Raw genomic sequence first — 22,223 nt, forward strand, 5'->3', positions numbered from 1 at the left:
GTTACGGCTGCAGCAGGATCTTCTGGGCGCCGTCGAGCTTCTTCTGGAAGATCTCGTACGCCCGCGGCGCGTCTTCCAGCGGCAGCTTGTGCGTGGCGAAGCCTTCGACGCCGAGCGGGTCGCCGTCGCCGGTGAGCACCGGCATGACGTCGTCGAGCCAGTGCCGGACGTTGGCCTGGCCCATCCGCAGCTGGATCTGCTTATCGAACAGCTCCATCATCGGCACCGGGTCGACCATCCCGCCGTAGACGCCGGACAGCGAGATCGTGCCGCCGCGGCGGACGCTGTCGATGGCGGCGTACAGCACGCTCAGCCGGTCGATGCCGGCCTTCTCGGTGATCTTCTCCCCCAGCGGCTGCGGCAGCAGCCCGACCAGCGTGTGCGCGAGCTTGCCGACCGGGGCGCCGTGCGCCTCCATGCCGACCGCGTCGATCACCGAGTCCGCACCGCGCCCGTTGGTCAGCTGGCGGATGGAGTCGCCGATTTCCTTGTGGTCACGCGTGTCCAGCGCGGTGGCGCCGTGTTCGCGGGCGCGGGCGAGGCGCTCGGGCACCAGGTCGACGCCGATCACCTGGCCGGCCCCGCGGTGCCGGGCGATCCGGCAGCTCATCTGCCCGATCGGGCCGAGCCCGAACACGACGACCGTGCCGCCGTCGGGGATGTTCGCGTACTCGACGGCCTGCCAGGCGGTCGGGACGACGTCGGAGAGGTAGACGAACCGCTCGTCCGGCGGGCCGTCGGGGACCTTGATCGGCCCGTAGTGCGCCTGCGGGACGCGCAGGTACTCGGCCTGGCCGCCGGGGACCTGGCCGTAGAGCTTGGTGTAGCCGAGCAGCGCCGCGCCCTTGCCCTGCTCTCGCACCTGCGTCGTCTCGCACTGCGACTGCAGGCCGCGCTCGCACATCCAGCAGTGGCCGCAGGAGATGTTGAACGGGACGACCACCCGGTCCCCCGGCTTGAGGTTCGTGACCTCCGGCCCGACCTCTTCGACCACGCCCATCGGCTCGTGGCCGAGGATGTCGCCCTCGGTCATGAACGCGCCCAGCACCTCGTACAGGTGCAGGTCGGAGCCGCAGATCCCGGTCGAGGTGATCCGCACGACCGCGTCCGTGGCCTCCTCGATCTTCGGGTCCGGCACCTCGTCGACGCGGACGTCGCGCTTGCCGTGCCAGGTCACTGCCTTCATGGCTCTCCCTTTCCGCGGGCGGGGGTCTTTCGCCCCGGCTTCCCGCGGAGGGCGGCGGGCAAACTCAGGTGAGCAGGTCGGCCACCAGGTAGACGGCGGCCGCCACCGCGGCGGCGGCCGGGAAGGTCAGCACCCAGCCCAGCACGATGTCGCGCGCGATCCCCCAGCGCACCGCCGACAGCCGCCGGGTCGCGCCGACGCCCATGATCGCCGCCGTGATGACGTGCGTGGTCGAGATCGGCGCCTTGACCGCGAACGCCGTCACGTACAACACCGACGAAGCCACGGACTCCGCGACGAACCCGTGCGGCGGGTCGAGCGGGAAGACTCGCCTGCCGAGCGTCCGCATGATCCGCAGGCCACCCGAATAGGTGCCCAGCGACAAGGCCGCGGCACACACCAGGGTCACCCACAACGGCACCGAGAACGTCGTCTGTTGCCCCGCAGCCACCAGCGCCAGGACGATCACGCCCATGCCCTTCTGGGCGTCCTGCAGGCCGTGGCCGAGCGCGAGCGCCGACGCGGAGACGATCTGGAACCGGCGGAACACCCGGCCGCTGCGGTGCGGGTTCGCCCGCCGCAGCAGCCACAGCGCGCCGACCATCGCGAGGTACCCCAGTCCCAGCCCGAGCAGCGGCGACGCCACCATCGGGATCAGCACCTTCTCGGCGATCCCGGCCCAGTGCACGGTGCTCGCGGCGGCCAGTGCCGCGCCGACCATGCCGCCGATCAGCGAGTGCGAGGACGACGACGGGAGCCCGAAGTACCAGGTGATCAGGTTCCAGGTGATGGCCCCGGCCAGCGCGGCGAAGACCACGGTGAGCGCGTCCGGCCCCATCGGGACGTCGATGATCCCCTTGGCCACCGTCGCGGCGATGCCGGTGGACAGCAGTGCGCCCGCGAGGTTCATCACCGCCGCCAGCACGAGAGCGGCGCGCAGGGTGAGCGCCCGGGTCGACACCGCGCTGGCGATGGCGTTGGCCGCGTCGTGGAAGCCGTTGGTGTAGTCGAAGACGAGCGTCAGGACGATCACCGTGACCAGGGCGGCGGTCCCCGTCACTCAGGACTCCTTGACCGCGATGGTCTGCACCACGTCGGCGAGGTGCTCGAAGGCGTCGGCGGCCAGCTCGAACTGCTCGACGACCTCCTTGGTCTTCAGCACCTCGAGGGCGTCCCCGCCCGGCTCGAACAGGTGGGCCAGGATCCGCCGGTAGACGCGGTCGGCCTCGTTCTCCAGCTCGTTGATCTCGATCCAGAACGGCTCGAGCTCGCCGACCTTGGCCAGGCCCGGCATCGAGGACGCGGTCAGCTCGGCGGCCCGGCAGAGCACCCGGACCAGGACGTCGATCCCCGGCGGGAAGGTGCCGATGCGATAGAGCACGGCCAGGTCCGCCGCGGTGTCCATGAAGTCCAACACGTCGTCGATCTTGGCGGCCAGGGCCTGGATGTCCTCGCGGTCGAACGGCGTCACGAACGAGCTGTTGAGCTCCACCATGATCGTGTGCGTCAGCTCGTCGCCCTGGTGCTCGACCTCGTGCAGGCGCTTCGCGATCGCGTCCCGTTCGGCCGGGTCGGCGGCGACGAGGTCGCTCAGCAGTGCGGTCGCGGCGACCAGGTTCTTCGCGGCGTCGGCGAGCAGATCGAAGAACCGGGTGCCCCGTGGGGTGAACCGCATGGATGGAAGTCCCTTCGTCGCGCACGCCGGTCAGGGGCCGGGTACCCCGTCCGGCCGTACGTTTAACAGCCGATCTCCGGGAAACCAGGAGTCATGACCGATCCCGGATCCCGGCGCCTGAGAGTACTGCTCTGGCACGTGCACGGCTCGTGGACCGACGCTTTCGTCCGCGGCCGCCACGACTACTTCCTGCCGGTGTCGCCCGACGGCGCGCCGTGGGGCCTCGGCACGGCGGGGCGGGACTGGCCGTCGGTGACCGAGGTACCGCTCGACCGGCTGGCCGAAGCCGAGCCCGACGTCGTCGTGCTGCAACGCCCGGAGGAGCTCGAATTCGCTTCTCGCCTGGGCGTTCCGGCCGTCTACGTGGAACACAACGCGCCCCGGCCGTACGCCGCTTCGAGTGAACATCCGCTGGCCGGCCGGTCTGACGTCACCGTCGCGCACGTGACCCACTTCAACGCGGCCATGTGGGACTGCGGCCGCGCGCCGGTGACCGTCGTGCCGCACGGCATCCCCGACCCGGGCCCGCGCTACACCGGCGAGCTCGCCGCCGGGGTGTCGATGATCAACGAGCCGGTGCGCCGGGAGCGCGTCACCGGCGCCGACCTGCTCGGCACGCTCGCCGAGGCGGCTCCGGTCGACGTGTTCGGCATGGGGACCGAAGAGCTCGGCGCGCCGCTGCGCGGGCTGGGCGACGTCCCGGCGCCGAAGCTGCACGACGAGATCGCCCGTCGCCGCGTCTACCTGCACACCGCCCGGTGGACGTCGCTGGGACTGTCTCTTTTGGAGGCGATGCACCTGGCGATGCCGGTCGTCGTCTTCGCCGCCACCGAGGCGGTCGAGGCGGTGCCGGCCGACGCGGGTGTGCTCTCCACCGACGTCTCCGTGCTGGCCCGGGGTTTCCGTGAGCTCCTGCACGAACCCGACTTCGCCGCGCTCGCCGGCAAGAACGCCCGCGAACACGCCCTGAAGCACTACGGGCTGGCCGCCTTCCTGACCGCTTGGGACCACCTCCTCGCCGAGACGGCCCGCTGAACCTCGAAGGGAACGCCTCACCGATGAAGATCGCGATGGTGTCCGAGCACGCCAACCCCCTCGCCGCACTGGGCGAAGCCGACGCCGGTGGCCAGAACGTGCACGTCGCCGAGCTGTCGGCCGCGCTGGTGCGCGCCGGGCACGAGGTCACCGTCTACACGCGACGGGAGAGCCGCGACGAGCCGCCGGAGGTCCGGACGCCGCAGGGCTACCGCGTCGTGCACGTGCCGGCCGGGCCGCCGCGCAAGGAACCGAAGGACCACCTCCTGCCCTACATGGGCGAGTTCGGCAGCTTCCTGCGCGACCAGTGGGCGCTCGAACGCCCGGACGTGGCGCACGCGCACTTCTGGATGTCCGGCCTGGCGACGTCGCTGGCGGCGAGCGCGACCGGGACGCCGGTGACGCAGACCTTCCACGCCCTCGGCGTGGTCAAGAAGCGCTATCAAGGCGACCAGGACACCAGCCCGGCCGACCGGATCCGGCTGGAGCGGATCATCGGCCGCCAGGCCGGGCGCGTGATCGCCACCTGCTCCGACGAGGTCTTCGAGCTCTCGCGCCTCGGCGTGCCGCGGTCACGGATCTCGATCGTCCCCTGTGGCGTCGACCTCGGCCGCTTCTCCCCCGACGGGCCGATCGCCCGCCGCCGGCTGCCGCACCGGCTGGTCGCGGTCGGCCGGCTGGTCCCGCGCAAGGGGTTCGACATCGCGATCACGGCGCTGGCCCAGCTCCCGGACACCGAGCTCGTCATCGCGGGCGGCCCGGAGCGCGGCCGGCTGTCCCAGGACCCCGAAGCGGGGCGGCTGCGGGAGCTGGCCGAGAAGCTCGGCGTCGGCGACCGCGTCCGCTGGCCCGGCCAGGTGTCCCGGGAGGACATGCCGGCGCTGCTGCGCTCGGCGGACGCCGTGGTGTGCACGCCGTGGTACGAGCCGTTCGGGATCGTGCCCCTGGAGGCGATGGCCTGCGGCGTCCCGGTGGTCGCGGCCGCGGTCGGCGGCTTGACCGACACGGTCGTCGACGGCGTCACGGGGCTGCTGGTCCGCCCGCACCAGCCGAAGGAGCTCGCGTCGCGGGTCCGCCGGCTGATCGACGACCCGGCGTTGTGCCACGCCTACGGGACGGCGGGCCACGACCGCGCGGTGGCCCGCTACTCGTGGGACCGCGTCGCCGCCGACACGCTGCGCGCCTACCACAAGCTGGTCCCCCAGACCGCAGCCACCGCCTCGGCCCGCTGACCCGTCGTGAGTGGTGAGGCGGGTTCTGACCCGCCTTACCATTCACGACCGCGTCAGCCCACGTAGCGGCGGGCCTTCGATTCACGCTGGGGTGCTTCCAGCAACCGCAGGCCGTACTCCACGTGGTGCGGGACCACGCGGCGGTCGCGCAGCACCCCCGGCAGTCCCCGGGCCACGTCGAGCAACGCCGCCGCCGTCGCCGCGTCGAACGGTGCGGACCGCAGGACGTCTCGGCCGCGGCGGAAGACCGCGGGCCAGGGGCGGCGCAGCAGGAGTGTCCACATCGTGTTGCGGATGCCCAGGCGGCGGCGGTGGCGCGGGTCGCGCAGCTTCGACGGTGCGTGGTGGATCACCACGTCCTCCGCCCAGCACATCCACCAGCCGCGGGCGGCGAGGTCGAGGGCGAACAGCTCCTCCTCGCCGCCGAGCCACATCCGGGTCGAGAAGCCGCCGACCTCGCGGAACGCGCTGACGCGCACCGCCGTCAGGCCGGCCATGATGCCGAGCAGCGCCGGTCCGGGCAGCCAGTCCGGGCCGGGTACCGGCGACTCGCGCAGTTCCGGCGTGATCGGGTCCTCCGCCAGGCCGGGCTCGACCAGGCAGCGCCCGGTCACCGAGCCGAGGCCCGGGTACGACTCCAGCAGGTCGGCGGCCCGGGTGAGGGCGCCCGGCTGCCACGTCGTGTCGTCGTCGCAGAAGGCCACGTACGGCGTCGTCACCTCCTCGACCGCGATGTTGCGGGCCACCGCGCCGAGGTTCTCCGCCAGCCGGAACAGGCGGACACCCGGGAACTCCCGGGCGACCATGTCGGCCGTGCCGTCCGCCGACCCGTTGTCCGCGACGAAGATCGGTGCGGCGTCCGGCAAGGACGTCATGTGCGCCAGTGTCTCCCGCAACTGCGACCGGCGGTTGCAGGTGATGATCACGACCGAGATTCGCGCCATTCGGCGGTCCTTTCCAGAGTCCGGGCCTGGTGTTCGACGTGGGCGGGCAGGACGCGCCGCGAGCTCAGCGCGCGCGGCAGCCGCGGGACCGCGCCGAGGACGGCGCCGGGCGCCCGCACCAGCGTCCGCGCCACTTCGCGGCGGCACACTCGCGGTGGGCGGCGCAGCACGGCGATGAGCAGCTGGTTGCGCAGTTCCGCCCGGCGACGCCACGACGACGGCGGCCGCGACCGGGACGGGTGGTGGTGGGCGCGCAGATGCCCGACGTAGCAGACCTCCCAGCCGCGGGCGGCCAGGTCGTAGGCCAGCAGCTGTTCTTCCGCGCCGAAGTGCAGCAGCGGGCTGAAGCCGCCGACCTGCAGGTACGCCGCGCGGCGCACGATCGCGGAGCAAGCCAGGAAGCCGAGCACCAGCGGTCCGGGCGCGCCGTCCGGGTGCCCCAGCGGGCTGCGCTCCATTTCGGGCGTCACCGGGTCGTCCCGGCATTCCGGGCCGACGAGGGTGCGCGCGGCGAGCAGGCCGGTCCGCGGGTGCTCGTCGAAGATCCGTTCCGCCTCCACCAGCGCGTCCGGCGCCCACCACGAGTCGTCGTCGCTGAAGGCGACGTACGGCGTGTCGGCCGCGATGACGCCGAGGGTACGCGCGGCGGCGCCGAGGTTCTGCGGCAGGCGGATCACGCGGACGCGTCCATACCGCCGGGCGACCTCGGCCGTGTCGTCCTCGGACGCGTTGTCCAGCACGATGACCGGCGGCTGGGGGTCCAAAGAGGACAGCCGGTCGAGGGTGCGCGCCAGCTCGGCAGCGCGGTTGCGGGTGGCGATGACGACGGTCGTGCGCGCGCTCACCGCGCCCCCACCAGCTCGTCGACCAGCGCAGCCAGGGACGCCGGGTGCGCGGGTGGCCGCACCTTCGCCGACAGGCACCACTTCAGGCGGGCGTCGAGCAACGCCGGGTCCGTGACGTCCGAAGCGGCCACCACCGGCCAGTCCAGCGCGTGGCCCTGCGCGGTCACCTTGCCGCCGCCGGCCACCGGGTCGACGGCGAGCACCGGCACCCCGGCCTTGAGCCCGAAGACCAGCCCGTGCAGCCGGGTCGTCACCACGGCGTCCATTTTGGACACCGCGGCGGCGAACTGGTCCGGGGTGGCGCACCGCTCCCAGTCCTCGTGCGCGAGCCGGGTGTCCAGCGGCACGCGGGCGCAGTCCAGGCCGGCGAGCCAGCCGGTCAGTGCCTCGTGGACGTCGCCGTGCCGGCCCGCGCTGCCGTATTCCGGCTGGTGCGGCGCCAGGATCACGCCCAGCACCGGCGTGGGCGACACCGGCGCACCCAGGGCAAGGTCGAGTTCGGCGGTGACGCCGTCGTCGCGCGGGAGGACCCGGTGGAACCCCGTCACCGCCGGGTCTTCGGGGTCGGGAACGGACACGCCGACCGCGATCCGGCGGCAGGCCGCGTAGCGTTCGTGCAGCGAACGCACCTGCGGCCCGTGGACCGGGCCGCAGGCGAACACCACGTGGGTGTAGTCGTCGGGGGGTGCGTCGGGCAGGTGCAGGGTGCCGGGCCGGAAGCCGGGGCTCCACGCGACCCGGTGGTCGATCCCGGCCTCCGCCAGCGCGGCCCCGGCCGCGCGCAGGCTCAGGACGTCACCCGCCGTGGCTTCCCCGTGCAGAAAACTGGCCCAACCGGTGAGCAGAACTCGCATGGTGGTGGCGCTTACCCGCTCGCCACCCCGTTACACGGGTTTGCGTCCACCGGGGCCGGGTAGCCGCCACGGCATGACGGATCCGGGAGTGGCCAGGCGGTTCGAGCGTGCGGTGGTGACCGGGGGTGCCGGCTTCGTCGGCGCCCACCTGTGCGAGCTGCTGCTCGAAGAGGGCATCGAAGTCGTCGCCGTCGACAACCTCGCGACGTCCTCGGCGGACTCCCTGGACCATTTGCGCCACTACGACCGGTTCCGGTTCGTGCGCCACGACGTCACGCAGCCGATGCCGCTGAGCTGCGAAGCCGATGTCGTGTTCCACCTGGCTTCGGCCGCGTCGCCCCGCGACTACCTGGCCCTGCCGATCGAGACGCTGCGCGCGGGTTCGCACGGCACCGAGAACGCGCTGGAGCTGGCCCGCCGCGACGGTGCCCGGTTCGTCCTCGCCTCGACCAGCGAGGTCTACGGCGATCCCCTGGAACACCCGCAGCGCGAAGGGTATTGGGGCAACGTCAACCCGATCGGGCCGCGCAGCGTCTACGACGAGGCCAAGCGCTACGCCGAAGCACTGACCTCGGCGTACCGCCGTGAATTCGGCACCGACACGGGGATCGCGCGGATCTTCAACACCTACGGCCCCGGCATGCGCGCCCACGACGGCCGGATGATCCCGGCCTTCCTCGACCAGGCGCTCCGGAACGAGCCGATCACCGTCACCGGCACCGGCGAACAGACCCGGTCCATCTGCTACGTCGAGGACACCGTCCGCGGCCTGCTCGCCCTCGCGCGGTCGGGCCACCCCGGCCCGGTGAACATCGGCAACCCGGACGAGCTGACCGTCCGCCAGGTGGCCGAGCGGATCAAGGACATCACCGGCTCCGGTTCGCCGATCGAATACATCGACGCCGTCGTCGACGACCCTCAGCGGCGCTGCCCCGACATCGCCCTCGCCCGCGACGTCCTCGGCTGGGAACCGAAGATCGACGCCGACGACGGCCTCCGTCGCACTGCGGCGTGGTTCCGCCGCGCGCCGTCGCTCTGAGTAGCGACGCCCAGGGCTTATGCGCGCCATCGTTTATCAACGACTTCGCCGGGTAGCGCTATAGGCGAGAGCGGGCCCTGCGAGTCCGCGCCGAAACGCCAGAGGCAGGTCGATGCGCATACTCGGGATCAACGCCGTTTTCCACGACCCGGCCGCAGCGCTGGTGGTGGATGGGGAGATCGTCGCCGCGGCGGAGGAAGAACGCTTCAGCCGCCGCAAGCACGGCAAGCAGGCGGTGCCGTTCTCCACGTGGGAACAGCCCGCCCAGGCCGCCGCCTGGTGCCTCGCCCAGGCGGGACTGTCCGCGAAGGACCTCGACGCCGTCGGCTACTCCTACGACCCCGCGCTGGTCGAACCGGGCCTGCCCGGGCACGACCCGAGCGGTGAGGAGCTGCGGACGGAGTTCGCCAAGCGGGCGCCCCTCTTCCTGAAGTCCGCCTTGCCCGGGCTCGACCCCGGCATCGTCAAGTTCGTCCGCCACCACGTCGCCCACGCCGCCTCGGCCGCGCTCGCCGCGCCGTTCGGCGACTGCGCCGTGCTGGTCGCCGACGGCCGCGGCGAAAGCACGTCCTACCTGGCCGGTGAGTACCGGGACGGGCGGTTCAAGGAGCTGGCGGCCCAGAAACTGCCACATTCGCTCGGGCTGCTCTACGAGGACCTCACCGAGCACTGCGGCTTCGCGCGGTCCAGCGACGAGTACAAGGTCATGGCGCTCGCCTCCTACGGCAAGCCCGCCTTCCTCGACGAACTCTGCGAGCACGTCCACGTCACCGGCGACGGCGGCTTCCACGCCTCCGGCGTCAACCTGGCCGACCTGGCCCCGCGCCGCGAAGCGGGCGAGGAACTCACCCGGCGGCACGCCGATCTCGCCGCGAGTGTCCAGAAAGTCCTCGAAGACATCCTCCTCGAGCTGGCGGACTGGCTGCACGAGGCCACCGGCCAGCGCGACCTGGCGATAGCGGGCGGGATCGCGCTCAACTGCGTCGCCAACAGCCGGCTGCACGCCGAGGGCCCGTTCGACCGGATCTGGGTGCAGCCCGCCGCCGGGGACGCGGGCACCGCGCTCGGCGCCGCTTTGCAGCTGGCCGCCGACGCCGGAGAGCCCCGCACGTCCATGGGCGACGCCGGGCTCGGTCGCGGGTGGACCGACGAGGAGCTCGAAGCGATCCTCGTCAAGGCCAAGCTGCCGTACGAGCGACCGGACGACCTCGCCGAGACCGTTGCCGAAGCGCTGGCGAACGACGAAGTGATCGCCTGGTTCCAGGGCCGCGCCGAGTTCGGTCCGCGGGCCCTCGGCCACCGGTCGCTGCTGGCCCACCCGGGCCGCAAGGCGAACCTGGAACGCCTCAACGACGTCAAGGGCCGCGAGCAGTTCCGCCCGGTGGCGCCGATGGTGCGGGCCGAGCGGGCGGCCGAAATCTTCAGCCGGGGCCCGCTGCCCAGCCCGTACATGCTGTTCGTGCACGACGTCGCCGAAGACTGGCGCGAGCGCATCCCGGCCGTCACGCACGTCGACGGCACGGCTCGCGTGCAGACCGTCGAAGAACGCGAAAACCCGGTGCTGGCCCGGATGCTGGCCGCCTTCGAGCGGCGGACCGGCCTGCCGGTCGTGATCAACACCAGCCTCAACACCGCCGGCCGTCCGATGGTCGACTCCCCGCGAGACGCCCTCGAGTGCTTCGGCTCGGCCCCGATCGACCTGCTCGCGCTGGGGCCGTTCGTGCTCCGGCGTCCGCGATCCACCCCGACCGGCGCGGCGTCGCCGGAGAAGAAGGAGGTGCCGTGATGGAAGACCATCTCGCCGCGCTGGCCGAAGCGGCCGGCCGGGCCCGTGAATCCGCCCCCAAGATCATCGCGTGGGGCCGGCACCTCGCCGGCGTCTTCGAAGCCGGTGGCAGGTTGCTCGCCTGCGGCAACGGTGGCAGCGCCGCCGAAGCCCAGCACCTGACCGGCGAGCTCGTCGGCCGGTTCCGCCACGAACGCCGTCCCCTCTCGGCCATCGCGCTGCACGCGGACACGTCCGCGACCACCGCGATCGTCAACGACTACGGCGACCACGAGGTGTTCGCCCGCCAGGTGCACGCCCACGGGCGGCCGGGCGACGTCTTGGTGTGCCTGTCCACCAGCGGCGGCAGCCAGAACGTCGTCGCGGCCGCGAAGGCCGCGCACGAACTCGGCGTGACGACCTGGGCGCTCACCGGCCCCGCCCCGAACCCGCTCGCTGCCCTGTGCGACGACGCCGTGACGGTGGAAGCGCCGACCGTCGCGACCGTGCAGGAGATGCACCTGGCGCTCGTCCACGGCCTGTGCGCGGCGCTCGACGACGCGCTCGGAGTGACCGCGTGAAGCCGCTGGTCGTCCTGGGCGACACCCTGCTGGACGTCGACGCCGAAGGCACCGCCGAGCGGCTGTGCCCCGAGGCGCCGGTCCCGGTGGTCGACCTGACGGCCCGGCGCCGCCGCCCCGGCGGGGCCGGCCTGGCCGCCCTGCTGGCCGCGCGATCCGCGGCGGAGGTCGTCCTGGTCACGCCGCTCGGCGACGACGAAGGCGGCCACGCGCTCACCGGGCTGCTGGAACCGGACGTCACCGTGCTGCCGCTGCCGCTGCGCGGTACCACGGTGTGCAAGACCCGGGTCCGTGCGGGCGGGCAGTCGCTGCTGCGCCTGGATTCCGGCGACGGGACGGCGACCACCGACCCGCTGCCCGCCCGGGTGCACGAGGTCCTGGAGGACGCCGGCGCGATCCTCGTGGCCGACTACGGCCGCGGCCTCACGCGCAATCCCGACGTCCGCCGGCTGCTGCGGGAGGTGGCCGAGCGGATCCCGGTGGTCTGGGACCCGCACCCGCGCGGGGCGCAGCCGGTGCCCGGCACGCGGCTGGTCACGCCGAACCTCGCCGAGGCGCGCGCGGTGCTCGCCGGGCACGAGGAACCGGCCGAGCTCGCCAAGCTGCTGCGCGGCCACTGGCACGCCGACGCGGTCGCGGTGACCGTCGGGTCCCGGGGTGCGGTGCTCGCCGACGGCCTCGGCGAGACGACCGTCCCGATCCCCGTCGCGGCGCGGACGCCGGGTCACACCGCGCCTGACACGTGCGGGGCCGGCGACCGGTTCGCCGCCGCGGCCACCGCGGCGCTGCTCGGCGGTGCGGACACGACCGAAGCCGTGGTGACGGCGGTCGAGGCGGCCGCCCGGTTCGTCGCCGCCGGCGGCGCGACCGCGTTGTCCACGAACGACGGCCCGGTGCCCGACCCGCAGCCGGCCACCGACGCCTTCGGCCTGGCCGAGCGGATCCGGGAGACCGGCGGCCGGCTGATCGCCACCGGCGGCTGCTTCGACCTGCTGCACCCCGGGCACGTCAGCCTGCTGCGGCAGGCCCGCGCCCTCGGCGACGCGCTCGTCGTCTGCCTCAATTCCGACGCTTCGGTGCGGGGCCTCAAGGGCCCGGGCCGCCCGCTGGTGCGCGACCGCGACCGGGCCCGGCTGCTCACCGCGTTGTCCTTCGTGGACGCCGTCGCCGTCTTCGACGAGGCCTCGCCCACCACCGTCCTCGAGAAGCTGCGCCCGGACGTGTGGGTGAAGGGCGGCGACTACGCCGACGCGGACCTGCCCGAACGCGAAGTGGTCGAACGGCACGGCGGCGAGGTCGTGCTCGTCCCGACCGTGCCCGGCTACTCGACCTCCCGGCTGGTCGCCGCGGCGGCCAGTGCCTGACCCCAGTGCCTGATCCTCTGCCCGCGAAGGAGAGCGATGCGACCCCTCGGCAACGTCCTGATCACCGGTGGCGCGTCCGGACTCGGCGCCGCCACCGTCGACGCCGTCCGCAAGGCCGGCGGCACCCCGTACATCCTCGACCGCGTCCGGCCCGAAGACCCGGCGGAGTACGTCGAAGCCGACCTGACCGACACCGCCGCGACCGAGGCCGCGGTCCGGGAGCTCGCCGAGCGCGCCGGCGGCCTGGACGGCGTCTTCACCGCCGCCGGCACCGACGCCTGCGGACCGCTCGGCGAAGTGTCCACCGAGGACTGGGAGCGGGTGGTCAAGGTGAACCTGTTCGGCACGGCCGCGGTGATCCGCGCCGCGCTCCCCTACCTCGAACGCTCGCACGGCACGGTCGTCACCGTGGCGTCCACGTTGGGCATCAAGGCGGTGAGCGACGCGACCGCCTACTGCGCCTCGAAGTTCGGCGTCGTCGGCTTCACCCGCGCGCTGGCCGCCGAGCTCGCCGGGCGCGTCGGCGTGACGCTGCTCGTCCCGGGCGGGATGTGGACGCACTTCTTCGACGACCGCACCGACCAGTACAAGCCGCCGCCGGACGCGAAGCTCAACCAGCCCGAGCACGTCGCGAACACCGTCGTCTTCGCACTGCAGCAGCCACCCGGCGCCGAAGTCCGCGAAATGGTCGTGTGCGCATCGGAGGAGGGGTCGTGGCCGTGAGCTCCGCGGTCCTCGTGCTGCGCGCGCTCGGCGTCGGCGACTTGCTGACGGCGGTGCCCGCGTTGCGCGCCCTGCGTGCGGCGTACCCCGGCGACCGGCTGGTACTGGCCGCGCCGGAAGGCCTGCGGGACCTGGTGGAGCTGATCGACGCGGTCGACGACCTGCTGCCGACGTCCGGGCTCGGCGAACTCGCCTGGCCGGGCCCGCCGCCGCGGCTGGCGGTGAACCTCCACGGCAGTGGCCCGGAGAGCATCCACGACCTGCTCGACACCGACCCGGCCGAGCTGCTGACCCACCGCCACCCCGACTTCCCGGACGTTCCGGGGCTCGAGTGGCGCGACGACGTGCACGAGGTGGACCGCTGGTGCCGGCTCGTCGAGTACCACCACCTGGAGGCCGACCGGTCGGCCCTGCACCTGCCCGCGCCGCCGGGCCCGAGCCCGGCGCCGGACGCCGTCGTGGTGCACCCCGGGGCGGCGTTCCCGGCCCGGCGCTGGCCGCCCGAGCGGTTCGCGACCGTCGTCCGGGACCTCGCCGCGACCGGACACCGCGTGGTGCTCACCGGCAACGTGACCGAACGCGACCTGGCGGTGTCGATCGCCGAGGCGGCCGGGCTCGGCGAGGAGGCCGTGCTGGCCGGGCGCACCGGCCTGGCGGAACTGGCCGCGCTGGTGGCCGGGGCGGCCCTGGTGGTCTGCGGCGACACCGGCGTCGGGCACCTCGCCACGGCGTTCGGCACGCCGTCGGTGCTGCTGTTCGGCCCGACCCCACCGCGGCTGTGGGGCCCGCCGCCGTCGGCGCGGCAACACGTCGTGCTCTGGGCCGGGAACGTCGGCGACCCGCACGGCGAAGAGCCGGACGGCGGGCTGCTGCTGCTCGGCGAAGAGCGCGTGCTGGCCGCGACGCGGTCGGCGCTGGAAATGCGGGTGGCGCATGGCTGAGCACATCGGGATCGTCGGTGCGGGCTACGTCGGGCTGACGAGCGCCGCGTGTTTCGCGCGGCTCGGGCACCGGGTCACCTGCGTGGACGCCGACAAGTCCAAAGTGGACGACCTGGGCCGGGGTCTCGTCTCGATCGCCGAACCCGGCCTCGCCGAGCTGGTCGGCCAGGGACTCGCCGACCGGACGCTGAGCTTCACCACCGCCCAGGCCGAGCTCTACGGCGCGGACCTCGTCTTCCTGTGCCTGCCGACACCGCCCGCCGAAGACGGCCGGCCCGACCTCGGCGTGCTCGAGCAGGTGGTGCCGCAGCTCGGCCGGTTGCTGCGGCCCGGGTGCGTGCTGGTGACCAAGTCGACGGTGCCGGTCGGCACCGCGGCCCGGCTCCCGCACCTGCTGGGCCGCGACGACCTGCCGGTGGTGGCCAACCCGGAGTTCCTCCGCGAAGGCCACGCCGTCGACGATTTCCTCCACCCGGACCGGGTGGTCGTCGGCACCGATCCGGCGGATTCGCCGGCGGCGCACCGGGTCGCGCGGCTGTACGAGCCGACCGGCGCCCCGGTGGTGGCGACCGACTCCGCCAGCGCCGAACTCGCGAAGTACGCGAGCAACGCGTTCCTCGCTGTGAAACTGTCCTATGTGAACGTCCTGGCCGAACTGTGCGAGCGGTTCGGCGCGGACGTCCGCGAGGTGTCGCGCACCATGGGCCTCGACGCGCGGATCGGCCCGGAGTTCCTCGCGCCGGGCCCCGGCTGGGGCGGGTCGTGCCTGCCGAAGGACACTTCGGCGCTGCTGCACGCGGCCGAGTCGGCGGGGGTCGACTTCGGCATCCTGAGGGACGCGGTCCGCGTCAACGCCCGGCAGCGCGCCCGGGTGGTGCGGACCGTGCGGCAGGCGGTGACCGGTTCGCCCGCCGGCTCCCTCGCCGGAGCCCGCATCGGCCTGCTGGGGCTGGCCTTCAAGGCCGGCACCGGCGACCTGCGCGACTCCCCCGCCCTGGCGGTGGCCGACGACCTGGCCCGCGCGGGCGCCGAGCTGACCGCGCATGACCCGGCCGTCGCGTGCGTGCCCGGCACGAGCTCGGTCCAGGTCGTCGACGACCCGTACCTGGTGGCCAAGGACGCCGCGGCGCTGGTCGTGCTCACCGAGTGGCCCGAGTTCCGGGACCTCGACTGGGCCCGGCTGGCCGCGTCCGCCGACCGGGCGGTCGTCGTCGACACCCGCAACCTGCTCGATCCCGACGTCCTCGCCGGAGCGGGGTTCGCCCACCTCGGCGTCGGCACCCACCCCAGGAGGCAGTCATGACCCTGCGCGTCCTCGCGCTGACCTGCACGCTCAAGCCGTCGCCGGCGAAGTCGAGCAGCGACCTCATCGCCCGGCAGCTGCTCGACCTCTTCGCCGAACGCGGCGCCACCGGCGAGCTGGTCCGGGTGGTCGACCACGACGTCCGGCCGGGGGTCGAGGCCGACATGGGCAACGGCGACGCGTGGCCGGACATCCGGCGGAAGATCGCCGCCGCCGACGTCCTCCTGATCGCCACCCCGACGTGGGTCGGCCACATGTCGAGCGTCGCGCAGCGGGTCCTCGAACGCCTCGACGCCGAGTTGTCCGAAACGGACGACGAAGGGCGGCCGGCGATGTTCGGCAAGGTCGGGGTGGCCGCGGTCGTCGGCAACGAGGACGGTGCCCACAAGATCATCGCGGACCTCTTCCAGGCGCTGAACGACGTCGGCTTCACGGTGCCGGCCCAGGGCGCGACCTACTGGAACGGCGAGGCCATGCAGGGCGGTGACTACCAGGACCTCGACGAGACGCCCGAGGCCGTGGCCTCGACGAACGCGACCCTGGTCCGCAACGCCGTCCACCTCGCCGAGGTGTTGCGCGCGCAGCAGTACCCGGCCAAGTGACTACGCCGTTCGAGTGACAACACTGCGCCGGACGAGTGTGGCGCAGGACACGGGGGTAACCCGCCGGGACCTTCCAACCTGTCAGGGGGCTCCACCCATGCCGAACCGAGTCATGATCAGCCGCGACAGCAAGCCGATCCCCTGCGAGGAGTGCGGCCTGCCGACGTTGCACGTCGCGCGGCTGGTGTCCGGCGACGGCACGCTGCTGGGCCAGACGATGGTGTGCACCGCCTGCCGCCGGCACCGGTCCGACGCCGACGCGATCGCGGTGCACTAACGCTCAGCGCTTCTCCAGCTGTTCCAGCAACAGCCGCGCGGGCAGCGTCATGGTGCCAAGGCCGAGCCGGGCGGGCACGCCGTCCTCCTCGGCCGTCACCAGCCGCTCCTCGAGCTTCCCGAGCAGGGCGCGGCATTCGTCCAGTTCGACGGGTTCACCGGCGACCGCGACGGCCTGCACGGCTCCGGCGAGGTGGTGCATCAGGTCGGCCAGCGCTTCCCGCGCGTCCGGCCAGGGGTACTCGAACGGGTGCTCCCGCCGCCCGGCCGTGGTCCGCACGCCGGCGATCAGCTGCGCCATCGCGGGCCAGAGCCCGATGAGCGTCCGAAGCGGACGTTCATGCCGGGCACCGGCCGACGGCCGCCCCCGCCGGAGGTTCAGCATCCGCCCTTCCCGCGTCAGGCCGACGGCTTCCTCGGCGGCCAGCACCAGGCTGCGCGTGTCCTGCTCCTGGGACAGCAGGTGATCGAGGTCCTCCGGCGGCTCGTCGCGGCGGATCAGATCGGACAGCGATTCGAGCAGGTCGGCCAGGGCTTTCCCGAGCCGCCCGGCGGCCGCGGCGAGCCGTTCCCCGTAGAGCGGCGGGAGGATGAGGGTGTTGACGGCGACGCCGATGGCGGCGCCCAGCGCGGTTTCCAGGAGACGGTCGCCGAGGAGAACGGGCTCGCGGGCGGTGCCGTAGGAGATGACGAGCATCCCGGTGACGCCGACCCAGACCCCGGCGTCCCCGAACCGCCGCCAGCTCCCGGCGAGGAGCCCGAGGAAGACGACGGCGGCGAGCGCAACGGCTTGCCAGGGGATGAAGTGCCCGGCGACGGCGGCGAGCAGGACCCCGGAGGCGACCGACCCGACCTGCTGGAGCCATCCGCGGAAGGAGCGGTAGACGGTGGCTTCGACGAGGAAGACGGCGGCGTAGGGAGCGAGGAAGGGCTGGGGCAGGTGGAGGACGAGCGTGGCGAGCAGCCAGGCCGCGGTCGCGGCGAGGGTGGCTTTGGCGCTCTGGACGAGGATCCGCCGCTCCCGGCCGGGAACGCGGAGGGCCCGGGCGATCCAGCCGGCGGGGGTGCGATCGTGCCGGTCGTCGTCCGATGAGGAGTTTTCGCCGCTCCGCTGCCGCAGCATCCGCGCAAGGCGGCTCGCCCAGGCGCGGTCACCGCTCGGCGGGGAGCCGCTCTGCGGGGAGCCGCTCTGCGGGGAGCCGCCCCGCCCGGACCGGCCCACCCGAGCCCGCTTGCCCCGCTCCCCGTCCGATGAGGAGCTTTCGCCGCTGCGCTGCCGGAGCATCCGCGCGAAGCGGCTCGCCCAGGCGCGGTCACCGCTCGGCGGGGAGTCGCTCGGCGGGGAGCCGCCCCGCCCGGACCGGCCCACCCGAGCCCGCTCGGCCCGCTCCCCGTCCGACGCTGAGCCGCCCCGCCCGAGCACCTGAGCGAACCTGCCGACCAAAGCCGGACCGCCCTGCTCGCTAATCGACGCTGAGCCGCCTCGCCCGAGCGCGAACCTGCCCACCGGAGCCCGGTCGCCCCGCTCCCCACCCGAATCGCCCCGCGCGGCGCGGGCCACCCGGCCGGCGGGGGCCCGGCCGTGCCGCTCCCCCGCCGATGAGGTGTCGTCACCCGGATCCGGTGAGTCCCGCTCTCCGTGTCTCTCCCGCTGTCCGGTCATGCCGGCGGGGCGATGTGCACGAGCTTCGTCTGGGTCAGCTCGTCGAGCAGCTCCGGCCCGTAGCCGTACCCGTTCCCGCTCCGGCGGCGCGGATGTGCCGCCCCGCCCGGTGCGCCGCCGAACACGTTGTTCACCTTGACCGTCCCCGCCGGCAGCTCGCGCCACGCGCGCTGGGCGTGGGCCATCGAAGCCGTCAGCACCGTCGCCGCCAGGCCGTACTCGCCCTGGGCCGCCTCCGCGAGGCCCTCGTCGAAGGTCGAAACCACCCGGACCGGCGCCACCGGGCCGAACGTCTCCTCCGTCATCACCCGCAGATCCGGTGCGCAGTCGGTCAGCACCGTGGCCGGGTAGTGCGCGCCGGGGCCGTCCGGGACCAGGCCACCCGCCACCAACCGCGCGCCACGGGACAGCGCGTCCTCGACGTGGGCGTGCACGTGGTCGCGGTGCCGCCGGTCCACCAGCGGCGCCAGGGTCCGCGTCTCGGCCTCCTTGACCAGCGCCGCCAGGAACGGCTCGGCGATCGCCGCGCACACGTAGATCCGCTCGACCGCCACGCAGATCTGGCCCGAGTTGGCGAACGCCCCCAGCGCCGCCTGGCCGGCCGCCCACGCCGGGTCGACGTCCTCGTCGATCACCAGCGGGTCGTTGCCGCCGTTCTCCAGCAACGTCTTGGCCCCGGTCGCCGCCGCGCTCGCGGCGATCGACCGGCCGGTCGCCGTACTGCCCACGTGCGCGATGACGTCGACGCCGGCGTGCATCGCCAGGATCGCCCCGACTCCGCCGTCGCCGTGCAGAGTCTGCAGCACGCCTTCCGGGAACACGTCCCCGAGCACCTCGCCCAGCAGCTGACCGGTGTGCGGCGCCCGCTCGCTCGGCTTGTGCACCACCGTGTTCCCGGTCGCCAGCGCCGCCCCCAGCAGCCCGCAGGCGACCGCGACCGGGTCGTTCCACGGCGTGAGCGCCACGACCACCCCACGCGGTTCGGGCACCATCAGGTCCGTCGCGCCGACGTCGCCGAGCAGGCTGCGGCCGCGGTGGACCGGGCCGAGCTCGGCGTACTGGTCCAGCGTTCCCGCCCCGGCGAGCACGCCTTCGCGCGCTTCGTCGCGGGGCCTCCCGGTCTCCGCTTCGTTCGTCTTCGCCAGCTCGTCGGCGTGCGCCCGCAGCCGCTCGGCCGCGGTGTGCAGCAACGCCCCGCGCTCGGCGGCCGGCGTCCGGGCCCACGGCGTCCGGCGGGCCCGCGCGAGCGCCGCGTCGATCTCGTCTTCGCCCGCGGTCGGCACGGTGCCCACCACGGTGCCGTCGGCCGGGTTCCGAATCTCGATCATCCGCACCTCCTTCTCGTCGCCCGCCGGTTACCCGGGCGCGGCGGCTCCGACACGCCGTTTGATCACCCCCGCCCGGGGTAACCGGGGCCGGTGACGCTCGACTACACCGTGGTGATCCCCACGACGGGCCGGGAGACACTTCGGCCACTGCTGGAAACCGTGCTGACCGGCCCGGACCCGCGGCCGGCGGAAATCCTGGTCGTCGACGACCGCCCGAACGGGTCCGCGCTGGACGTCCCCGGCGGCGTCCGTGTGCTGCGCTCCGGCGGGCGCGGGCCCGCGGCGGCGCGGAACCTCGGCTGGCGCACCGCCAAGAGCGAGTGGATCGCCTTCGTCGACGACGACGTCGTGCTCGCCCCCGACTGGGCGCGGCAGCTCGAAGCCGACCTCGGCTCGCTGCCGCCGGACGTGGCCGCCTCCCAGGGCCGGATCACCGTGCCGCTGCCCGCGGACCGGCGGCCCACGGACGACGAGCGCGGCACCGCCGGGCTCGAGCACGCGCGGTGGATCACCGCCGACATGGCCTACCGCCGCCGCGCCCTGGTCGAAGCGGGCGGGTTCGACGAGCGGTTCCCACGCGCGTTCCGCGAAGACTCCGACCTCGCCCTGCGCGTCGCCGAGGCCGGGCACCGGATCGACCAGGGCGAACGGCTGACCACGCACCCCGCCCGGCGGGCCGGGTTCTTCTACAGCCTCAAAGCCCAGCGCGGCAACGCCGACAACGCGCTGATGCGGGCCAAGCACGGCGTGCTCTGGCGGCAGCGCACCGGCGCCGGGCCCGGACGGCTGGGCCTGCACGCACTGTCCACAGTGGCCGGTCTGGCCGCGCTCGCCCTGCTGCTGGTCAAACAACGCGGGAAGGCCTTGCTCGCGGCCGGGGTCTGGGCCGGGCTGACGGCGGAATTCGCGACCCGCCGCATCCTGCCCGGCCCGCGGACCCCCGGCGAAGTGGCGCGGATGGTCGTCACCAGCGCCCTGATCCCGCCCGCCGCGTGCTACCACCGGTTGCGCGGGGAGGTCGCCGCGCGGCGTCCCCGGCCCCCGGTCGCGGTGCTGTTCGACCGGGACGACACACTCATCGTCGACGTCCCCTACCTGAACGACCCGGACGGCGTCCGCCCGGTGCCCGGCGCCGTCGAGCTCGTCCGCGGGCTGCGGGAGCGCGGGATCCCGGTCGGCGTGGTGAGCAACCAGTCCGGGGTCGCGAAAGGACTGATCACTCCCGGCCAGCTCGACGCGGTGAACGCCCGCGTCCAGGAACTGTTCGGCCCGTTCGGCACCTGGCAGGTCTGCGTCCACGACGACGGCGACGGCTGCGCGTGCCGCAAACCCGCCCCCGGCATGGTGTTGCGGGCCGCCGGCGAGCTCGGCGTCGACCCCGCGTCCTGTGTGGTCATCGGCGACACGGGCGCCGACGTCGATGCCGCGCTCGCCGCCGGCGCCCGCGCGGTGCTGGTGCCGACGCACCGCACGCTCGAACCGGAGATCGCCCGGGCCCGCCGGCACGCCGCCGTCGCGCGGGACCTATCCGAGGCGCTGCGCGTCGCCGGGGTCGCCGGATGACCCGGGTGCTCGTCGCCCGCCAGGACAACCTCGGGGACGTCCTGCTCGCCGGTCCCTGCGTCCGCGCGGTCGCCGCGTCCGGAGCGCACGTGACGCTGCTGACCGGGCCGCACGGCCGGGCCGCGGGCGAGTTGCTGCCAGGGGTGGCCGACCTGCTCACCTGGACCGCGCCGTGGATCGACCCCGAGCCGCCGCCGGTGACCGCCGAGGACACCGGCGCGTTCGTCGCGCTGATCCGCTCGAAGTCGTTCGACCGTGCGCTGATCCTGACGTCGTTCCACCAGTCCCCGCTGCCACTGGCGCTGCTGCTGCGCCAGTCCGGGGTGCCGTGGGTCGGCGCGATCTCCGAGGACTACCCGGGCAGCCTGCTCGACCTGCGTCACCGCGTCGACGGCGATCCGCCGGAGCCGGAACGCATGCTGTCCCTCGCCGAGGCGGCCGGATTCTCCCTGCCCCCGGACGATCACGGCGCCCTGGCGCTGCGCCGCCCGCTGCCGGACATGGCCCGGCTGACCGGCGGCGGGGCGTACGTCGTGGTGCACCCCGCGGCCTCGGTGCCCGCCCGCCAGCCGTCGGCGGCGTGGAGCCGTGAGACGGTGCGGGCTCTCGCCGCCGACGGGCACCGGGTGCTCGTGACGGGCGCGCCGTCGGAGCGCGCGCTGACCCAGGAGGTGGCCGGGACGGCGGCGGTGAACCTCGGCGGCCGGACGTCCCTGCCCCAGCTGGCGGCGGTGCTGTCCGGCGCTCAGGTCGTGGTGGCACCGAACACCGGCCCCGCACACCTGGCCGCGGCTACCGGCACTCCGGTGGTTTCGCTGTTCGCACCGGTGGTGCCGCAGGAAAGGTGGGCGCCGTACGGCGTTCCCACGGTGGTCCTGGGCGACCAGCACGCCCCCTGCCGCGCCACTCGGGCGCGGGTCTGTCCGGTCCCAGGTCACCCGTGTCTCGACACGATCGATCCCGCCGACGTCTGCCGCGCGGTGACGGCTCTCGCCCAGCCCGGCGCCGTCGTCCCGGAGAGCGCCGAGCTGACGGCGCGGTGACCGCGGCCCGGGCGCGGAGCCCGGGCCGCGAAGCACGTCAGCCGCCGATCTCCTTGCTCACACCGCTGGGACCTTCGTAGGTCCGGTCCGGCAGGCCGCGCACGACGTCCAGGGTGTCCGAGTCGGCGCCGTTCCGCTCGGCGGCCCGGACCAGGTCGTCGCGCTTCGCCGGGTAGTCGACGCCGGACAGGTACTTCTGCAGTTCGATCGGGTTCGGCTTGCTCACGGGAGCTCTCCTTCCGTTCGGGGAACCGCGCGGTT

General features: G+C 73.8%; 22 protein-coding genes. 13 read left to right on the plus strand and 9 right to left on the minus strand.

The window, feature by feature from the left end; translation table 11 throughout:
- Position 1: 1 nt before the first annotated feature.
- The 3 genes from ACWDN5_RS28265 to ACWDN5_RS28275 form a co-directional block, all read right to left on the minus strand.
- Complete coding sequence (locus ACWDN5_RS28265) at positions 2 to 1,186, minus strand: zinc-dependent alcohol dehydrogenase (protein WP_449678402.1); 1,185 nt, start codon at positions 1,184 to 1,186, stop codon at positions 2 to 4.
- Positions 1,187 to 1,250: 64 nt separating this feature from the next.
- Positions 1,251 to 2,246: an inorganic phosphate transporter gene (locus tag ACWDN5_RS28270; RefSeq protein WP_310975696.1), complete on the minus strand. Its 996-nt coding sequence runs from the start codon at positions 2,244 to 2,246 to the stop codon at positions 1,251 to 1,253.
- Positions 2,247 to 2,861, minus strand: a complete 615-nt coding sequence (locus tag ACWDN5_RS28275) for a DUF47 domain-containing protein (RefSeq protein WP_449678403.1) — start codon at positions 2,859 to 2,861, stop codon at positions 2,247 to 2,249.
- Between the two features lie 93 nt (positions 2,862 to 2,954).
- Here ACWDN5_RS28275 and ACWDN5_RS28280 point away from each other — a divergent pair, with 93 nt between their 5' ends.
- Both ACWDN5_RS28280 and ACWDN5_RS28285 read left to right on the plus strand, forming a co-directional pair.
- Entirely contained in the window at positions 2,955 to 3,896 is a 942-nt protein-coding gene (locus ACWDN5_RS28280) for a glycosyltransferase (protein ID WP_449678404.1), read from the plus strand.
- Between the two features lie 23 nt (positions 3,897 to 3,919).
- Positions 3,920 to 5,128: a glycosyltransferase family 4 protein gene (locus ACWDN5_RS28285; RefSeq protein WP_310975693.1), complete on the plus strand. Its 1,209-nt coding sequence runs from the start codon at positions 3,920 to 3,922 to the stop codon at positions 5,126 to 5,128.
- Positions 5,129 to 5,181: 53 nt separating this feature from the next.
- Here ACWDN5_RS28285 and ACWDN5_RS28290 read toward each other — a convergent pair whose 3' ends face one another.
- The 3 genes from ACWDN5_RS28290 to ACWDN5_RS28300 are packed head-to-tail and all read right to left on the minus strand — an operon-like array spanning position 5,182 to position 7,771.
- Positions 5,182 to 6,072, minus strand: coding sequence for a glycosyltransferase family 2 protein (locus ACWDN5_RS28290; RefSeq protein WP_449678405.1), 891 nt, complete (start codon positions 6,070 to 6,072; stop codon positions 5,182 to 5,184).
- On the minus strand, positions 6,051 to 6,917 hold the full coding sequence (locus ACWDN5_RS28295; RefSeq protein WP_310975691.1) for a glycosyltransferase family 2 protein: 867 nt from the start codon (positions 6,915 to 6,917) through the stop codon (positions 6,051 to 6,053). The genes ACWDN5_RS28290 and ACWDN5_RS28295 overlap by 22 nt, the downstream gene beginning before the upstream one ends.
- Entirely contained in the window at positions 6,914 to 7,771 is an 858-nt protein-coding gene (locus tag ACWDN5_RS28300) for a polysaccharide pyruvyl transferase family protein (RefSeq protein ID WP_310975690.1), read from the minus strand. Before ACWDN5_RS28300 ends, ACWDN5_RS28295 begins: the two co-directional genes overlap by 4 nt.
- A 73-nt stretch (positions 7,772 to 7,844) precedes the next feature.
- On the opposite strand from ACWDN5_RS28300, the gene ACWDN5_RS28305 reads away from it, so the two are divergent.
- From ACWDN5_RS28305 to ACWDN5_RS28345, 9 genes are all read left to right on the plus strand, one after another.
- The gene (locus tag ACWDN5_RS28305; RefSeq protein ID WP_449678406.1) at positions 7,845 to 8,810 is read left to right on the plus strand and encodes a UDP-glucuronic acid decarboxylase family protein; all 966 of its coding nucleotides are present in this window, start codon (positions 7,845 to 7,847) and stop codon (positions 8,808 to 8,810) included.
- A 112-nt stretch (positions 8,811 to 8,922) separates the two neighbouring features.
- Entirely contained in the window at positions 8,923 to 10,596 is a 1,674-nt protein-coding gene (locus ACWDN5_RS28310) for a carbamoyltransferase family protein (RefSeq protein ID WP_449678407.1), read from the plus strand.
- Positions 10,596 to 11,156, plus strand: a complete 561-nt coding sequence (locus ACWDN5_RS28315; protein WP_310975762.1) for a D-sedoheptulose-7-phosphate isomerase — start codon at positions 10,596 to 10,598, stop codon at positions 11,154 to 11,156. The genes ACWDN5_RS28310 and ACWDN5_RS28315 overlap by 1 nt, the downstream gene beginning before the upstream one ends.
- On the plus strand, positions 11,153 to 12,520 hold the full coding sequence (locus ACWDN5_RS28320) for a PfkB family carbohydrate kinase (protein ID WP_310975687.1): 1,368 nt from the start codon (positions 11,153 to 11,155) through the stop codon (positions 12,518 to 12,520). The genes ACWDN5_RS28315 and ACWDN5_RS28320 overlap by 4 nt, the downstream gene beginning before the upstream one ends.
- A 36-nt stretch (positions 12,521 to 12,556) precedes the next feature.
- Positions 12,557 to 13,243: an SDR family oxidoreductase gene (locus ACWDN5_RS28325; RefSeq protein WP_449678408.1), complete on the plus strand. Its 687-nt coding sequence runs from the start codon at positions 12,557 to 12,559 to the stop codon at positions 13,241 to 13,243.
- Positions 13,234 to 14,184, plus strand: a complete 951-nt coding sequence (locus ACWDN5_RS28330; protein ID WP_449678409.1) for a glycosyltransferase family 9 protein — start codon at positions 13,234 to 13,236, stop codon at positions 14,182 to 14,184. Before ACWDN5_RS28325 ends, ACWDN5_RS28330 begins: the two co-directional genes overlap by 10 nt.
- A complete protein-coding gene (locus ACWDN5_RS28335) occupies positions 14,177 to 15,487 on the plus strand; it encodes a UDP-glucose dehydrogenase family protein (RefSeq protein WP_449678410.1) in 1,311 nt (436 codons plus the stop codon). The genes ACWDN5_RS28330 and ACWDN5_RS28335 overlap by 8 nt, the downstream gene beginning before the upstream one ends.
- A complete protein-coding gene (locus tag ACWDN5_RS28340; protein WP_310975683.1) occupies positions 15,484 to 16,089 on the plus strand; it encodes a flavodoxin family protein in 606 nt (201 codons plus the stop codon). Before ACWDN5_RS28335 ends, ACWDN5_RS28340 begins: the two co-directional genes overlap by 4 nt.
- Before the next feature lie 97 nt (positions 16,090 to 16,186).
- Positions 16,187 to 16,366: a hypothetical protein gene (locus tag ACWDN5_RS28345; RefSeq protein WP_310975682.1), complete on the plus strand. Its 180-nt coding sequence runs from the start codon at positions 16,187 to 16,189 to the stop codon at positions 16,364 to 16,366.
- A gap of 3 nt (positions 16,367 to 16,369) precedes the next feature.
- Here ACWDN5_RS28345 and ACWDN5_RS28350 read toward each other — a convergent pair whose 3' ends face one another.
- Together ACWDN5_RS28350 and ACWDN5_RS28355 are read right to left on the minus strand one after the other, a co-directional pair.
- Entirely contained in the window at positions 16,370 to 17,488 is a 1,119-nt protein-coding gene (locus ACWDN5_RS28350; protein WP_449678411.1) for an FUSC family protein, read from the minus strand.
- Between the two features lie 536 nt (positions 17,489 to 18,024).
- Entirely contained in the window at positions 18,025 to 19,356 is a 1,332-nt protein-coding gene (locus ACWDN5_RS28355; RefSeq protein WP_449678412.1) for an aldehyde dehydrogenase family protein, read from the minus strand.
- 90 nt (positions 19,357 to 19,446) lie between these two features.
- Between ACWDN5_RS28355 and ACWDN5_RS28360 the strand changes: the two genes are divergently transcribed.
- Together ACWDN5_RS28360 and ACWDN5_RS28365 are read left to right on the plus strand one after the other, a co-directional pair.
- Positions 19,447 to 20,919 (plus strand): HAD-IIIA family hydrolase, encoded by a 1,473-nt coding sequence (locus ACWDN5_RS28360; protein ID WP_449678413.1) that lies wholly within the window; start codon positions 19,447 to 19,449, stop codon positions 20,917 to 20,919.
- Positions 20,916 to 21,962 carry a glycosyltransferase family 9 protein gene (locus ACWDN5_RS28365; RefSeq protein WP_449678414.1) on the plus strand — a complete coding sequence of 349 codons (1,047 nt, stop codon included), beginning with the start codon at positions 20,916 to 20,918 and terminating at the stop codon, positions 21,960 to 21,962. The genes ACWDN5_RS28360 and ACWDN5_RS28365 overlap by 4 nt, the downstream gene beginning before the upstream one ends.
- A 37-nt stretch (positions 21,963 to 21,999) precedes the next feature.
- Here the strand turns inward: ACWDN5_RS28365 and ACWDN5_RS28370 are convergent, their stop codons facing one another.
- The gene (locus ACWDN5_RS28370; RefSeq protein ID WP_310975677.1) at positions 22,000 to 22,188 is read right to left on the minus strand and encodes a DUF2795 domain-containing protein; all 189 of its coding nucleotides are present in this window, start codon (positions 22,186 to 22,188) and stop codon (positions 22,000 to 22,002) included.
- Positions 22,189 to 22,223: the final 35 nt, after the last annotated feature.

This window comes from Amycolatopsis sp. NPDC003731 (assembly GCF_053586895.1).

What these genes read in the sequence shown, in the direction of transcription:
- ACWDN5_RS28265 (WP_449678402.1), bottom strand. Translation starts at nt 1,186, where the DNA reads ATGAAGGCAGTGACCTGGCACGGCAAGCGCGACGTCCGCGTCGACGAG.
- ACWDN5_RS28275 (WP_449678403.1), bottom strand. Translation starts at nt 2,861, where the DNA reads ATGCGGTTCACCCCACGGGGCACCCGGTTCTTCGATCTGCTCGCCGAC.
- ACWDN5_RS28280 (WP_449678404.1), top strand. Translation starts at nt 2,955, where the DNA reads ATGACCGATCCCGGATCCCGGCGCCTGAGAGTACTGCTCTGGCACGTG.
- ACWDN5_RS28285 (WP_310975693.1), top strand. Translation starts at nt 3,920, where the DNA reads ATGAAGATCGCGATGGTGTCCGAGCACGCCAACCCCCTCGCCGCACTG.
- ACWDN5_RS28290 (WP_449678405.1), bottom strand. Translation starts at nt 6,072, where the DNA reads ATGGCGCGAATCTCGGTCGTGATCATCACCTGCAACCGCCGGTCGCAG.
- ACWDN5_RS28300 (WP_310975690.1), bottom strand. Translation starts at nt 7,771, where the DNA reads ATGCGAGTTCTGCTCACCGGTTGGGCCAGTTTTCTGCACGGGGAAGCC.
- ACWDN5_RS28305 (WP_449678406.1), top strand. Translation starts at nt 7,845, where the DNA reads ATGACGGATCCGGGAGTGGCCAGGCGGTTCGAGCGTGCGGTGGTGACC.
- ACWDN5_RS28310 (WP_449678407.1), top strand. Translation starts at nt 8,923, where the DNA reads ATGCGCATACTCGGGATCAACGCCGTTTTCCACGACCCGGCCGCAGCG.
- ACWDN5_RS28315 (WP_310975762.1), top strand. Translation starts at nt 10,596, where the DNA reads ATGGAAGACCATCTCGCCGCGCTGGCCGAAGCGGCCGGCCGGGCCCGT.
- ACWDN5_RS28325 (WP_449678408.1), top strand. Translation starts at nt 12,557, where the DNA reads ATGCGACCCCTCGGCAACGTCCTGATCACCGGTGGCGCGTCCGGACTC.
- ACWDN5_RS28335 (WP_449678410.1), top strand. Translation starts at nt 14,177, where the DNA reads ATGGCTGAGCACATCGGGATCGTCGGTGCGGGCTACGTCGGGCTGACG.
- ACWDN5_RS28340 (WP_310975683.1), top strand. Translation starts at nt 15,484, where the DNA reads ATGACCCTGCGCGTCCTCGCGCTGACCTGCACGCTCAAGCCGTCGCCG.
- ACWDN5_RS28345 (WP_310975682.1), top strand. Translation starts at nt 16,187, where the DNA reads ATGCCGAACCGAGTCATGATCAGCCGCGACAGCAAGCCGATCCCCTGC.
- ACWDN5_RS28350 (WP_449678411.1), bottom strand. Translation starts at nt 17,488, where the DNA reads ATGCTGCGGCAGCGGAGCGGCGAAAACTCCTCATCGGACGACGACCGG.
- ACWDN5_RS28355 (WP_449678412.1), bottom strand. Translation starts at nt 19,356, where the DNA reads ATGATCGAGATTCGGAACCCGGCCGACGGCACCGTGGTGGGCACCGTG.
- ACWDN5_RS28365 (WP_449678414.1), top strand. Translation starts at nt 20,916, where the DNA reads ATGACCCGGGTGCTCGTCGCCCGCCAGGACAACCTCGGGGACGTCCTG.